Below are 14,167 nucleotides of genomic sequence, written 5' to 3' on the forward strand. Positions count from 1 at the left end.
TCGTGTGACGGGAGAAGGGGAATCAGGCTTTCGTGGCGTCGTACCAGCGGCCCACGACGAGCCGCGACAGCAGGCCGAAGCCCACGAAGATCGCGACGCCGAGGAGGGCGGCGACGACGACGGACGCGTAGAGCTCGGCGGCGAGCAGCCGCGAGGTGTAGGCGCTCATCAGGGATCCGAGGCCCGGGGCGCCGCGACGGAAGAAGTAGTCGCCGACGATCGCGCCCACGATCGACAGGCCCGCCGACGTGCGCAGTCCGACGAACATGGAGGGCAGCGCGGCCGGGAGCTGGAGCTTCCAGAGCGTCGTCCAGCGGCCGGCGCGCTGGAGCTGGAACAGCTCCTTCTGAGACCTGTCGACGGACTGCAGCCCGAAGAGCGTGTTCGAGACGAGCGGGAAGAGTGCGATGAGGACGCAGACGATGATGCGACCGGGCAGCCCGTAGCCGAACCAGAACCCGATGAGGGGGACGAGCGCCAGGATCGGGATGCACTGCAGGATCACGGCGTAGGGATAGAGCGATCGCTCGGCCCACTTCGCCTGAAGCATGACGACGGCCCACCCGATGCCCACGACGATCGCGATGGCGAGACCGATGAAGGCGACCAGCGTGGTCTGTCCGAGTGCCTCGAGGATCTCCGGCCCGACAATCGGGTCAAACAGACCGTCCGTGAAGATCCGATACGGGGCGGGGAGGAGGAAGCTCCGGTCGCCCAGGAGCATGCTCGCGATCGACCAGACCGCGACAATCGCCGCGAAGACGATCATCGGCGGCCAGACGGTGGACACCCATGCGGGGCGGCGCTTCGGGCGTGCGGCCACGTCGGCCGCGGGCGCGGCGATATCGACGGTCCGGCTCATGTGTGGGCCTCCTTCAGTGCGTGCGAGACACGACCGACGAGCGCTCCGAACTCCGAAGTGAAGCGGATCTCCGGATCGCGAGGGGTGTCGAAGGGGACGTCGACGACGTCGACGATCTGGCCGGGTCGGCCAGACATCACGACCACGCGCGTCGAGAGGTACACGGCCTCCGCAACAGAGTGGGTGATGAACAGTCCCCCGAATCCGCGCTGATCGAAGAGGCGGAGCAGCTCGTCGTTCAACCGCTGCCGGGTGATCTCGTCCAGGGCGCCGAACGGCTCATCAAAGAGGAACAGGTCGGGATCCAGCGTGAGCGACCTCGCGAGCGAGGCACGCATGCGCATGCCGCCCGACAACTGTCGCGGCATCGACTTCTCGAATCCCGCGAGGCCGACGAGGTCGATGGCGCTGCGTGCCGCCGCGGCCCGTGCGGCTCCGGGCAGGCCACCCAGCTCGGCCAGGAGTTCGACGTTCTTCTCGACGTTCCGCCACGGCAGGAGCGTCGCGTCCTGAAAGACGAAGCCGACGCGATCGGTCCGCGTCTCACACGATCCGGCCGTGTTCGCCTCGAGACCCGCCGCGATCCGCAGCAGGGTCGATTTGCCGCATCCGGACGGCCCGACCACGGTCACGAACTCGCCGCGCCGCACCTCGATGTCCACATGCTCGAGTGCGACCGTGCCGTCGTCGTAGGTCATGCCGACGTCCCGGAACTCGACGAGAGGGGCGGTCGCGGAAGAGACTCGCTCGATCGTCGCAGTGCTCATTGATCCTCCTTACGTGTGCGCGGAACCATCCAGCGCGTCGTATCGGCTCGCGCGACGACGCGGCCGCGTGAGATGACGATGCGATCGGCCGGCGCCGAGGCGACGGCCTCCGCGAGCGAGTCGGCACGGACGGCGAGCAGGTCCGCTCGGAGTCCGTCCACGGGGCCCGCCGGTGGCAGCCCCATGACGCGGCGAGCGCTCGCGGACACGGCGTCCCAGGCCTCTTCGATCGACAGATGCGCCGCGACGACGAGGAGCATCGCTGTCTCGAACGGGTCGGCCCGTCCGAGCGGATTGAACGGGTCCCGCACGTTGTCTCCCCCCGCCGCCGTGACGACCCCCGCCGCGCGCAGCTTCCGGATCGGCGCGATGCCGCGCGGTGTCGCGACGGGATCGCCCCACCCCTGGAGGTAGAGGTTCGTCATGGGGTTCGCGATCACCCCGACGCCGGCGCGAGCGGCGTCGATCAGCAGCGGGGCAAGCTCGGCGTCATCAAGCATCGACAGCCGTACGCAATGACTCGCGGTGCGCGTGACCGACCAGTCGCGTGTACGCCTCGAGAGATGGGCGAGAGTCGTCCCGTGGCGAAGCGCTTCATCGGCGTGGAAGTCGACGCCGACCCCGTGGCGCTCGGCAAGCCGGAGGAGGGCCTCGAGGTCGCCGCCCTCGTCTGGGGCAAGGTGCGGCGCACCGCCGACCAGGTCTGCCCCGGCTGCCAGAGCGCTCTCCATGCGAGCCGGGTCGATCTCCCGCCCCGCGAGAGCGACGATCTCGACGTCGATGAGTCCCGCGAATGCCTCGCGCGCCCGCGCCACCGCCCGCACGCCGCGAGTCGCGTCGCCCTCGGCGGGAACATCGACGTGGGTGCGAATGGCCGTCGTCCCGTTGCCGAGGTACCGCTCAATCGCCTGCAGAGATCGGTCGTGGATCTCGTCTTCGTCAACTCCGGACGAGTAGTCGAGCCAGGAGGCAATCGCACGGTCGAGGTCTCCGGACGGCGGCTGGATCGCGTCCCACGACAGGGCCTTGTCGAGGTGCGTGTGCGGATCGGCCGGCGCGGCCAACAGCAGCCACCCTTCGAGATCCAGATCGTCGAGCGCGAGGGGTGCCGTCGACGCGGGGCGAACGAGGCCGACCTTGTCGGCGTCGATCTCGACGTCGACGACCTGACCGTCGGCGAGGGTCGCGCGACGGAGGCGGCGAGGGGAGAAGGAGCTCATGTGGTACACCTGGGGTCGAGGTAATGTTGATGAGATCAACATCCTTGACGCTAGGCCCGCGATGTTTCCCCAGCGTTTCCATCTCGAACCGACATCCGCACCCCTCTCGGAGGAACCCGATGAGCGAGACCACCGGCCCCCACATCGGCCCGGCCATCCGCGCGCGCCGACGCACCCTCGGGCTCACGATCGTGCAGCTCGCCGAACGCGCCGACTTGTCTCACCCGTTCGTCAGCCAGGTGGAGCGCGGGCGGGCGAACCCCAGCCTCGACTCGCTCACCCGCCTCGCCCGCGCCCTCGGGACGAGTCAGGTCGAGCTGATGAGCGGCACGCCCCTCCTCTCGGCGCAGCAGGCGACGGGCTCCTTCGGCGCCGCCGATGCGCGCCTGCTGACAAGCGGCGACACCCGCTTCACCGTCATCGACGTCCAGGGCGCGTCGACCGATCTCGGCGAGTACTACACCCACCCCGAGGACGAGTTCGTGACCGTTCTCGCGGGGCGGGCCCTCATCGACCTCGGCCCGGATCGCCTCGACGTCCTCGCCGAAGGCGGGGCCGTCTATTTCGCCGGCGGGACGCCGCACCGGTGGGCGAGCGCTGACGGCGCGCCCTATCGCCTTCTCGTGGTGAAGGAGAGGACGACTGCCAGCCGAGCAGAAGGACCCGAAGGGAACGACCGGGCATGAGCTTCTTCAGCGACGTCGAGCGCGAGATCGTCGTGACCGATCGCACGCTGGTCGCCGACCGCATCGTCTCGATCGGCCTCGCCGCAGCGAACGGCCGCCCCCTGCCAGCCTGGGACCCGGGCGCGCACATCGATCTCATGCCCACCGCCGATCTCGAGCGACAGTACTCACTCTGCGGGGATCCCGATGACCGGGGGCGATGGCAGATCGCGGTCCTCCGCGACGATTCCGGGCGCGGCGGATCCGTCGCGGCGCACGCGCTGCGCCCGGGCGCCATCGTCCGTGCGCGCGGCCCCCGCACGAACTTCGCCTTCGCAGATCCGGCAGCCGGCGAAACGGTCGTGTTCGTCGCCGGCGGCATCGGGATCACGCCCATCCTGCCGATGGCACGTCGGGCGAGGGACCTCGGCGCCGATTGGACGATGCACGTGTGCGTGCGGTCACGGGAGGCGTTGCCTTTCGCGGACGAGCTTGCCACCCTCGGCAATCGAGTGCACCTGCACGTCAGCGACGAGGGCAGCCGGGCCGATCTGGCGCGGATCGCGCACGAAGCGGGGAGCGCCCCGATCTGGGCCTGCGGGCCGGAGGCGATGCTCGACGCGCTCCACGCGGCCGGCCCTCCTGCCCTGCACGTCGAGCCCTTCTCAACACCCGAACCGGAGAAGGCGAAACCGGCGACACCCTTCGAGGTCGAGACGCTGTCGACGGGCGAGGTCTTCGAGATCCCCGCGCATCGCTCCGTGCTCGAAGTGCTGGAGGACAACGGCCATTTCACCGTATCGTCCTGCCGCGAGGGCACCTGCGGGACATGCGAGACCGTCGTCGTCGACGGCGAGGTGGAACACCGGGACCGCGTGCTGAGCGAGGCGGAACGCCGCAGCAGCCCCGTCATGATGATCTGCGTGTCTCGTGCGGCCTGTCCGCGCCTCGTCCTGGACGTGTAGGGAAGTCAGCGCCCGACACGCTCGCGAAGCGCGGCGACGATCTCGCCTTCGTCCGCCGACACAAGCCGATAGTCGCGCACGACGACGCGCCCGGCCACGACGACGTGCCGGGGGCGCCGGCCTGGCGACATCCACAGCAGTCCGCCCACGGGGTCTGCGGATCCGGCATCGCCGACCCCGGAGATGTCCCAGACGCACAGGTCCGCGGCTCCGCCCTCGCGGATCCGCCCGAGGTCGTCGCGACCGAGTCCCCGCGCGGATCCGGCGGTCGCAGCAGCCAGGAGCTCGCGCGCCTCCAGCTGCGGCCCGACGAGCCCAGAAACCTGCATCGCGAGGCGCGCATCGGCGAGGAGGTGCCCCGCGTCGTTGCTCCCTCCGCCCGACGTTCCGAGACCAACTCCGATGCCGGCGTCGAGCAGGCGTCGAACGGGAGCGATCCCCCACCCCATCGGCACGTCGCACCCGGGCGCGTGGGTCGCCGTCACGCCGCGTTCTGCCAGCAGATCGATCTCGGCGTCCGTGACGTCGCAGAGGTGGGCGATCGTGACGTCCGTCTCGAGCCAGCCCCACGCGTCGAGCAGCTCGAGCGGACGCCGTCCGTATCGCGCGAGGGCGATCTCGGTATCGACCTGCTCGTTCGCCTGCGTGCGGCGGCGCAGCCCACGTTCGCGCGCGACATGCGCCAGCGCTTCGAACGTCGCTCGACCGTCGCTGTGGACACCGGCAGGCCCGACGGCGACCTGGGTCATCCCGTCGGCTGACACACCGCCCCGCTCCGGCGCGAGTGCTGCGGCGATCGCATCGGCGCTTGCCGCCGCACGGTCCGGTTCGTCTCCCGCCGTGCCGCGGACGAAGGCGAGCCGCGACCCCAGCTCCGCGCGTGCGCGCTCGACGGCGCGGGCGATGTCGACGTCGCCTCCGACGCCGGCCGGCCAGTTGAGATGGTGGTCGGCGATCGTCGTGACACCCGAGAGCAGCCCCTCCGCGATCGCGGCACGCGCGGCCGCATAGGCGAGAGAGCCGTCGATCTCGGCCTCGCGGTAGGCGTCGGCCATCACGGGAAGCCAATCGCGCATCGCGACGCCGCGGGTGCCGGGCAGCGTTCGGAAGGCGGTCTGCAGAAGATGGTGGTGCGCGTTGACCAGCCCGGGGGTCACCACACACCCCGACACGTCGATGACCTCCGCATCGGGCGACGCGTGACTGGCGACGACGCCATCGACGGCATGCACGTCGCCTTCGCCCTCCCCGTCGATCGACCAGACGGCGCGCGGACTGCGGAGCGTGACATCGTTCATCTGTCCACTGGTATCACGCGGCGCGGCACGACTCGCCCGCCGTGACGAGCCGGAAACACACCCGGCATAACGTCGGCCGCATGAGCCTCCTCGTCACGTCCGCGCGCCTCATCACGATCCCTGCGGGGACGGATGACCCCGGATTCATCGACCGCGGATGGATGCTCGTCGAAAACGGGCGGATCTCGGCTCTCGGGGCCGGGGATCCGCCAACCGGAACGAGAGCCGACAGGACCCTCGATGTTGCCGGCGCCTTCGTGGCACCCGGATTCGTCTCGAGCCATTCGCATCTGTTCACGAGCGGCCTCCGCGGTCTCGGCGTCGCCGAAACCCTCTACGGCTGGTGCGACTCCATGCTGGGCACCACCGCTCACATGTCACCCGAGCAGATCTACTGGTCGACAGTGCACGGCGCCCTCGACTTCCTCTCCCACGGGGTGACCACCGCATACAACTTCACGGACCCGCTCCAGGCGTGGGAGCCGATGGTCGACGGGCGCCGTGCGGGCACGGCACCGTTGCGCGATCTGCGCTATCACACCCGTCAGGCCGACGGCTGCCGCGATGCCGGGATCCGCTTCGTCGACGCGGCCGGGATGGACGTCACTGTCGGTGACGAGGACGAGGTGTTCGCACGCTTCGCCGCAGAGGTCGCGCACACGCGGTCGATGAACCCCGAGCTTGCCCTCGGCAGCTCGATCATGGGTCAGGTGCAGTGGTCGCCCCATCCTGCCGCCGCCGAGTTCGAGGTCGAAGCCATGCGCCGGCACGGCGTCACGAATCAGGCGCACTTCCTCGAGTCACCGGAAGCCGTCGGGCACCAGCAGTCGAAGTTCGCGCTCTACCGCGACGCGGGCGCGCTGGGGCTCGGGTTCGTCTTCGGCCACTTCATCCAGACGACACCCGAGATCATCGACGAGGCGGTGGCGGGAGGCGCCGCGATGTCATGGCAGCCCGCGTCGAACGGACGGCTCGCCTCGGGCATCGCGCTCGTCCCGGAGATGATCGAGCGCGGCATGCGCGTCGGTGTCGGGCTCGACGATCAGGCGTGCACCGACGTGTCCGACCCGTGGCAGAACATGCGCATCGGCATCTTCGCGCAACGCGCACGGACGCATGATCCCCGCTCGATCATGCCCGAACAGATGCTCCGGCTGCACACGCTCGGCGCCGCCGAGATCATGGGTGTTGACGATCGAGTCGGCAGCCTCGAGCCCGGGAAGTTCGCTGACTTCGTCGTCGTGAACCCGCTCTCGCCCGACGTCGGCCCTCTGTGGCATCCCGTGCGCAGCTACGTGCTCTCCATGACGCCGCGCAATCTCGAGGCCGTCTACGTCGGAGGCGAGCTCGTGAACGCGGGCGGCGCCTCGAAGAATCCGCTCGCCGCCGAAGCCACAGCGCGCGTGCACGAGCTGCCGGAGTTCATCACGGATCACGGCCACCCGCGATGAGGCGTGCTGCGGTTACCGCTCGACCGACACGGTGAGTTGCAGCGGCTTACGCCCCGGGGGCCGGCAGCGTGCCCGTGCCGAGGGCGACGACTCCGTCGAGCTCGCCCTCGTCGTCCCCCGCGAGAATCTCACGCCCCGCGTGGGCGGTCACGCCTTCCGCGAGGGAGAACACGCGCGCGCCCCGCAGATAGCTCGCGACGACGGATCCCTCGTCGGGAGCGAACACGGCGAGGTGCGCGGGCGCGCCACGCTCGATCTCCCCGCGCGCCAGGCGTAGGGCCACAGCCGGTCGGGCCGCGACGAGCGGGAGGAACTGCTCGAGCTCGAGGCCGCGGCTCTGCGCCGCCGCCCACGTCGTGGCGAGGATCGATGCGTCGAGCCCGCCCGCGATCGCATCGATCGCACCGTCGAGGAGACCGTCCCAGGCAGGGTCTGAAAGCTGGTCCCCGGCCGCGACATCGGCTGTGACGGGCGCGCCGCCGAGCTTCGCCCGCCGCACGGCGTCGATGCCCTCGGGGGTGGCGACGGCCACGACGTGCGCCCGCGCCCCCGCGCGGCGAGCGGCCTCGGCCACCAGGCTCACGCCGGCCGCTTCGTCCTGCCCTCGCAGGGTCACGGCGAGCGCGCTGTCGTGCGCCGCGACCTCGGTGAGCGCACGCTCCAGGCCCGCGGCATCCAGCGCGTCGGCGTCGCCGCCGTCGACCGCGAGCTCGCACGAGAGTCCGATCGCGCCCGCGTCGAGGAGTGCCGCGATGTCCCCGAGCGTCGCCGGGGAGACCGCGACGCGGCGTGCAACATCGACGGATGTCTCTCCGGAGGCCGCTTCCCTCTGCGCCGCGGGCGACTCGGAGGTCGTTGCGATCGTCGTCACGCCGCCCGCCGCCGCGCGCGCCGTCCCCTCAGCCGTTCCCGCGCCCGCGAGGTCGACGAGGCCGGGGATCAGCACGTGGGCCTCATCGACGACCGTGTCGGCCTGCGCGTCGAAGCGGCCGATGCCGCTGATGCGCCCGTCGGTGATACGGACAGTCGCGGGCCGGAAGGACTCGCCGACGAGGGTGCGTCGCGCCGCGATGGAGGTAGAGCTGGGGAGGTCAGGTGTCACGGGTTCCACGGTAGTCGCGACGGCGTCAGAGGCGCGAAGATATCGGGCACGTCCTCAGTCGCGCTCAGCTTCTTCCGCCTCCTCCCCCGCCTCGATTTCGAAGAGGTCTTCCTTCTGCGGAGGCGTCGCGAGCGCCTCGACGGGTGTGGGGTCGGGCATGGCGTCGTCGAGGCCCTGCAGCGCGCTGAACCGCCGCGCCTGCGTGACGATGTTCCTGTCGAGCGACGACGAGAACGAGTTGTACGCCTCGACCGTCTTGTTGAGGCGGCCGCCGAGCGTCGCGAGGTGCTTGCCGAGGACGCTCAGGCGCTTGTGAAGCTCCTTTCCGACCTCGAAGATCTGCTGGGCCTCCTGTGCGAGCTGATCCTGCCGCCACGCGTGCCCGACCGTGCGCAGCAGGGCGACGAGCGTCGACGGCGTCGCGATGACGACGTTGCGGTCGAACGCGTACTCGTAGAGCGTCGCGTCGCGATCGAGGGCGGCGGCGAGGAAGGGCTCGGCCGGCACGAACATGACGACGAACTCGGGCGAGCCCGACACGGCGTCCCAGTACTCTTTCGCGCCGAGATCGTCGATGTGCTTCTTCATGTGCCGCGCGTGCGCGTCGAGGCGCTGCGCCCGCACCGTATCGTCGGTCGCCTCCATCGCCTCGAGGTATCCGGTGAAGGCCACCTTGGAGTCGACGACGACATGCTTGCTTCCCGCGAGATGCACGACGAGGTCGGGGCGCAAATCGCCGCCGTCGGTCGCGTGAGTGGGCTGCTCGCCGAAGTCGACGTGGTTGAGCATGCCGGCGGCCTCGACCACGCGCCGCAGCTGCGACTCGCCCCAGCGACCGCGCACCTGCGGCGCGCGCAGGGCGTTCACGAGGCGCCTCGTCTCGGATCCGAGCTTCTCTGAGCTCTCCTGCATCGCCAGGATCTGCTGTTTCAGCTCGGCGCTCGTCACCGTGCGTGCCTTCTCGGCCGACGTGACCTCGGTCTTGACCTGATCGAGCGATTCCTTGATGGGTGTGACGAGCCGCCCGACGGCTTCCTCACGCTTGCGCAGCTCGGCGGCGCTCTCGGTCTGCGCACGCTTGAATCGCTCGTCGGCGCTCTCGAGGAATGCGCGCGAGTTCGCCTCGAGCGCCTTCTTCGAAAGCGCATCGAACTCGTCCGCGAGACGCTTCTGGTCATCGCGCAGCTCGGCGATACGCTGCTCGGACCGCTCGCGCTCCTGCTCCAGTTGCGCCTGCGCCTCCCGGCGCACCTCATCGACACGCGCCGTCGCGCGCTCGCGCTCCTCGCGCAGCCGCTCCTCGTGCAGCGCTCGCGTCTGCTCGTCACGCTGCCGCGCCTCCTGCGCGGCGGCGGCCGCTCGCCGCTCGGCCGCGGCGCGCTCTTCCTGTACGCGCTGATCAGCCGCTTCGCGCTGCGCCTGCACATCGCGCTGCAGGCTCTCGATCTGCAGGCGCCCCGCCGCCAGCTCGGCCTGCGCGGCGGTGCCGTCGGAGGACGCCCGCTGCCGCCCGATCAGGAATCCGACGACCCCCGCGAGCGCGATCGCGAGGCCCGCGACCACCATGACGATGACCAGTGCTGCATCCATGTGGGTTCCTTCTCTTCAGCGTCGGCGGATCCGCGTCGCCACAGTATCGGGGAGGTCCGACATGCGAGTGCGTCCTCCCGACCCATCGCCCCCGCGCACGCGAAGGCGCCCGCGGGATCCGGAGATTCCGCGGGCGCCTGTGCGAGGTTCAGCGCGTAGCGCCGGCGCGACGCTTGTTGTAGATGTCGAACGCGACCGCGAGCAGGAGCACGAGGCCCTTGACGATCTGCTGGGTCGACTGGGGCACGCCCATCAGCTGCATGCCGTTCGTCATGACGGCCATGACGAGGCCACCCACGAGGGCACCGCCGACGCGACCGACTCCGCCCATCGTCGAGGCGCCGCCGATGAAGCAGGCCGCGATGACGTCGAGCTCGAACATCTCGCCCATGCCGGGCTGTGCACCGTTCGACCGCGACGAGAAGACCGCGGCGGCGATACCGGTGAGCATGCCCATGTTGACGAAGATCCAGAAGTTCACGCTCTTGACGTTCACGCCCGAGAGGCGCGCGGCCGACAGATTGCCGCCCACCGCGTAGACGTGACGGCCGAACACCGTGCGGTTCGTGACCACCTGGTAGACGAGGATCAGCACCGCCACGATGATGAGCACGATCGGGAAGCCGCGGTTGTAGGCGAGCGCCCACGCGAATGCAAGCAGCACGGCGGCGACCGCGACGAGCTTCGCGACGAAGAGGGTCATCGACTCGACCGGCTGGTTGTAACCGATGCGGGTGCGGCGGCTGCGCCACGAGCTGACCACGAGACCGATCACCGCGAGCACGCCGATCAGCAGCGTGAAGACGTCGACCGTCTGCGCGACGCCCTTGAGCCCCTCACCCTCGCCGACCGTGATCACGCCGAACACCGGGTCGATAAACCCGCTCGCGACCTCTCGATACTCGCGCGGGAACGGCGACAGCGACACGTTGTCGAGAACGAGCCATGCGAGCCCGCGGAACAGCAGCATGCCGGCGAGCGTCACGATGAATGCGGGGATCCCGACGAACGCGACCCAGAAGCCCTGCCAGACGCCCACGACGATGCCGGTGACGATCGCGGCGAGCACACCGGCCCACCACGGCATGTCCATGCGGATGACGAGCACGGCCGACACGGCCGAGGCGAAGGCGAGCACGGAGCCGACCGAGAGGTCGATGTGACCGCCGACGATCACCAGGATCATGCCGAGCGCCATGATGAGGATGTGCGCGTTCTGCAGCACGATGTTCGTCACGTTCTCGGGACTGAGCAGCGTGCCCTTGGTGGCGACCGTGAAGATCACGATGATCGCGATGAACGCGATGTAGATGCCGGACGTGCGCAGATTGTGAGTGACGAGGTTCTTGGCCTCCACCAGCACGTTGTTCATGCGGCGGCCTCCTTCGGGGAAGAGCTTTCGATAGTCATGAGGCCCATGAGCTTCTCCTGCGTCGCCTCGGCGGCGGGAAGCTGGCCGGTGATCCGCCCGTAGGCGAGGGAGTAGATGCGGTCCGACAGCCCGAGCAGCTCGGGCAGCTCGCTCGAGACGACGATGACGGCCTTGCCCGCGTCCGCGAGGGCGTTGATGATCTCGTAGATCTCGTACTTCGCGCCCACGTCGATGCCGCGCGTGGGCTCGTCGAGAATCAGCACCTCGGGGTCCGTGTAGAGCCACTTGGACAGAACGACCTTCTGCTGGTTTCCGCCCGAGAGGTTGCCCACGACCTGTGCCACGGTCGGCGACTTGATGTTGAGGTCACGCCGGTACTGCTCGGCGATCTTGATCTCCTCGTTGCTGTTGACGAAGATCGAGGCCGTCGAGAGCTTGCCGAGCGCCGACGACGAGACGTTCGTCTTGATGTCGCCGATGAGGTTGAGCCCGTACGTCTTGCGGTCCTCCGAGACGTACGCGATCTTGTTCGCGATGGCGTCCTTGACGGTCCGGGTCGAGATCTCCTGACCGTGCAGGAAGACCTTGCCGGAAGCGTCGCGGCCGTAGCTGCGGCCGAACACGCTCATCATGAACTCGGTGCGGCCCGCCCCCATGAGGCCGGCGATGCCGACGATCTCACCCGCGCGCACCGAGATCGAGGCGTCGTCGACGACGACGCGCCCCGGCTGTGTCGGATGCATGACCCGCCAGTTCTCGACGCGGAAGATCTCCTCGCCGATGTTCGGGGTGCGATCGGGGAAGCGATTCTCGAGCGCGCGCCCGACCATGCCGCGGATGATGCGGTCCTGCGTCGCATCGGGTCCGTGCATGTCGATCGTCTCGATCGTCTCGCCGTCGCGGATGATCGTGGTCGAGTCGGCGATGTCGACGATCTCACCCAGCTTGTGGCTGATGATGATCGAGGTGATCCCCTGCTCGCGCAGATCGCGCAGCAGCCCGAGCAGGTGCTCGGAGTCGTTGTCGTTGAGCGCCGCGGTCGGCTCGTCGAGGATCAGGAGCTTGACGTCCTTCGTCAGCGCCTTCGCGATCTCGACGAGCTGCTGCTTGCCGACGCCGAGCTGACCGATCGGGGTCGTCGGGTTCTCGCGCAGGCCGACGCGCTCGAGCAGTTCGGCCGCTCGAGCGTTCGCGTCGTGCCAGGCGATGAGGCCGCCCTGGGTCATCTCGTTGCCGAGGAAGAGGTTCTCCGTCACCGACAGGGCCGGCACGAGGGCCAGCTCCTGGTGGATGATGACGATGCCCGCGTGCTCCGAATCCTTGATCGCGTGGAATCGCTGCGACTCGCCGTCGAAGACGATCTCACCGTCGAAGGATCCGTGCGGATAGACGCCGGAGAGCACCTTCATCAGGGTCGACTTGCCGGCACCGTTCTCGCCGCAGATCGCGTGGATCTCGCCGCGCTCGACGCTGAGGCTCACATCTTTGAGCACCTTGACGCCGGGGAAGTTCTTGGTGATGTTGCGCATCTCGAGGATCGCGTCAGACATCGCTGCTCCTGTCGTTCATGATTCTGAGCATCGCTGGCCCGCGTCCGCCGGGCCGCCGCGCGGGCGGCCCGGCGGACGTCGGCCTGCAGGGGCGGATTACTCCGCGACGCCCGCCTCGATCTCGTCTTCGGTCCAGTAGCCGGAGTCGACGAGGAGCTCGCCGATGTTGTCCGAGACGACGATGTCCGACTCGAGCAGGAACGACGGCACGACCTTCAGGCCGTTGTCGTACGACTCGGTGTCGTTCGCCTCGGGCTCCTCACCCTCGGCGTACGCCGACGCGGCGGCGACGGCCTGCGTCGCGAGCTTGCGCGTGTCCTTGAAGATCGTCGCGTACTGCACGCCGTCGCGAATCATCTTGACCGACGCGATCTCGGCGTCCTGACCGGAGACGACCGGGAGGCCCGCCTCGATCGTCGCGCCGTAGCCCGCGTTGTCGAGGGCCGTGATGATGCCGCGCGAGATGCCATCGTAGGGCGAGAGCACGCCATCGAGGGGCTTCGAGCCGCCGTCGTAGGTGCTCGTGAGCAGGTCCTCCATGCGCTTCTGCGCGGTCGCCTGGTCCCAGCGCAGGGTCGACACGGTGTCGAAGTCGTCCTGGCCGGATCCGATCGTCAGGCGCCCGTCGTCGAGGAACGGCTTCAGCGTGTCCATCGCGCCGTTGTAGAAGAACGTCGCGTTGTTGTCGTCGGGCGAACCGGCGAACACCTCGATGATCTTCTCCTCGTCGAGGCCGGTCTCCTCGTAGTTCTCGTCGAGGTAGCCGAGGCCGCGCAGCAGCGACTGCGCCTGCTGCACGCCCACCGTGTAGTTGTCGAAGGTGACGTAGAAGTCGACGTTCTCGGTGCCGTTGATGAGGCGGTCGTAGGCGATGATCGGGATCCCCTTGCCCGCGGCGTTCTCGAGCTGTGTCGCGAGCGCGGTGCCGTCGATCGAGGCGACGATGAGGATGTCTGCGCCGTTCGTGATCATCTGGTCGAGCTGCTGCTGCTGCGTCGGGATGTCGTCGTTCGCAAACTGCAGGTCGACCTCGTAGCCGGCCTCCTCGAGCTGCGACTCGACGGCCTCGCCGTCGGCGATCCAGCGCTCCGAGGTCTCGGTCGGCATCGCGACGCCGACCGTGATGTCCTCCGCAGCTCCTTCCGAGCCGCCTTCGCTTCCGGATCCGCCATCGCTCGCGCATCCGGCGAGACCGATTCCGAGGGCCACGACGCCCGTGACGCCGATCATCCGCAGGCCATTTCGCATCATTGCTGTGTCTCTCTCCATCGAAAGGGAGCGCTCCCACCAGGCGCGGGATCGCCATGTACTCCAGCGCCGGCGCA

12 protein-coding genes are annotated in these 14,167 nt (G+C 69.1%); 3 read left to right on the forward strand and 9 right to left on the reverse strand.

All coding sequences use genetic code 11. The features are described 5' to 3' along the window. Positions 1 to 22 precede the first annotated feature (22 nt). The 3 genes from C0012_RS10075 to C0012_RS10085 are packed head-to-tail and all read right to left on the reverse strand — an operon-like array spanning position 23 to position 2,849. Positions 23 to 862, reverse strand: coding sequence for an ABC transporter permease (locus C0012_RS10075; protein ID WP_110589856.1), 840 nt, complete (start codon positions 860 to 862; stop codon positions 23 to 25). Continuing rightward, positions 859 to 1,629 (reverse strand): ABC transporter ATP-binding protein, encoded by a 771-nt coding sequence (locus tag C0012_RS10080; RefSeq protein WP_110589857.1) that lies wholly within the window; start codon positions 1,627 to 1,629, stop codon positions 859 to 861. Before C0012_RS10080 ends, C0012_RS10075 begins: the two co-directional genes overlap by 4 nt. After that, positions 1,626 to 2,849, reverse strand: coding sequence for an amidohydrolase family protein (locus tag C0012_RS10085; RefSeq protein WP_110590000.1), 1,224 nt, complete (start codon positions 2,847 to 2,849; stop codon positions 1,626 to 1,628). The genes C0012_RS10080 and C0012_RS10085 overlap by 4 nt, the downstream gene beginning before the upstream one ends. Before the next feature lie 119 nt (positions 2,850 to 2,968). Here C0012_RS10085 and C0012_RS10090 point away from each other — a divergent pair, with 119 nt between their 5' ends. Together C0012_RS10090 and C0012_RS10095 are read left to right on the forward strand one after the other, a co-directional pair. After that, positions 2,969 to 3,535 carry a helix-turn-helix domain-containing protein gene (locus C0012_RS10090; protein WP_110589858.1) on the forward strand — a complete coding sequence of 189 codons (567 nt, stop codon included), beginning with the start codon at positions 2,969 to 2,971 and terminating at the stop codon, positions 3,533 to 3,535. After that, positions 3,532 to 4,479, forward strand: coding sequence for a PDR/VanB family oxidoreductase (locus C0012_RS10095; RefSeq protein WP_110589859.1), 948 nt, complete (start codon positions 3,532 to 3,534; stop codon positions 4,477 to 4,479). The genes C0012_RS10090 and C0012_RS10095 overlap by 4 nt, the downstream gene beginning before the upstream one ends. Positions 4,480 to 4,484: 5 nt before the next feature. On the opposite strand, the gene C0012_RS10100 is transcribed toward C0012_RS10095, so the two are convergent. Next, positions 4,485 to 5,777, reverse strand: coding sequence for an amidohydrolase family protein (locus tag C0012_RS10100; protein ID WP_110589860.1), 1,293 nt, complete (start codon positions 5,775 to 5,777; stop codon positions 4,485 to 4,487). A gap of 80 nt (positions 5,778 to 5,857) precedes the next feature. Between C0012_RS10100 and C0012_RS10105 the strand changes: the two genes are divergently transcribed. After that, positions 5,858 to 7,228, forward strand: a complete 1,371-nt coding sequence (locus C0012_RS10105; RefSeq protein WP_110589861.1) for an amidohydrolase family protein — start codon at positions 5,858 to 5,860, stop codon at positions 7,226 to 7,228. Positions 7,229 to 7,274: 46 nt separating this feature from the next. Here the strand turns inward: C0012_RS10105 and C0012_RS10110 are convergent, their stop codons facing one another. The 5 genes from C0012_RS10110 to chvE form a co-directional block, all read right to left on the reverse strand. Continuing rightward, positions 7,275 to 8,330 carry an amidohydrolase family protein gene (locus tag C0012_RS10110; protein WP_162621918.1) on the reverse strand — a complete coding sequence of 352 codons (1,056 nt, stop codon included), beginning with the start codon at positions 8,328 to 8,330 and terminating at the stop codon, positions 7,275 to 7,277. 54 nt (positions 8,331 to 8,384) lie between these two features. Continuing rightward, a complete protein-coding gene (gene rmuC / locus C0012_RS10115) occupies positions 8,385 to 9,920 on the reverse strand; it encodes a DNA recombination protein RmuC (protein ID WP_110589863.1) in 1,536 nt (511 codons plus the stop codon). A 148-nt stretch (positions 9,921 to 10,068) separates the two neighbouring features. Beyond that, positions 10,069 to 11,292 (reverse strand): multiple monosaccharide ABC transporter permease, encoded by a 1,224-nt coding sequence (gene mmsB / locus C0012_RS10120; RefSeq protein ID WP_110589864.1) that lies wholly within the window; start codon positions 11,290 to 11,292, stop codon positions 10,069 to 10,071. Beyond that, positions 11,289 to 12,842, reverse strand: coding sequence for a multiple monosaccharide ABC transporter ATP-binding protein (gene mmsA, locus C0012_RS10125; RefSeq protein WP_110589865.1), 1,554 nt, complete (start codon positions 12,840 to 12,842; stop codon positions 11,289 to 11,291). Before mmsA ends, mmsB begins: the two co-directional genes overlap by 4 nt. Positions 12,843 to 12,938: 96 nt before the next feature. Continuing rightward, positions 12,939 to 14,090 (reverse strand): multiple monosaccharide ABC transporter substrate-binding protein, encoded by a 1,152-nt coding sequence (chvE, locus tag C0012_RS10130; protein WP_110590001.1) that lies wholly within the window; start codon positions 14,088 to 14,090, stop codon positions 12,939 to 12,941. Positions 14,091 to 14,167: the final 77 nt, after the last annotated feature.

This window comes from Microbacterium suaedae, from assembly GCF_003254645.1.
Classification (GTDB): Bacteria; Actinomycetota; Actinomycetes; order Actinomycetales; family Microbacteriaceae; genus Microbacterium; species Microbacterium suaedae.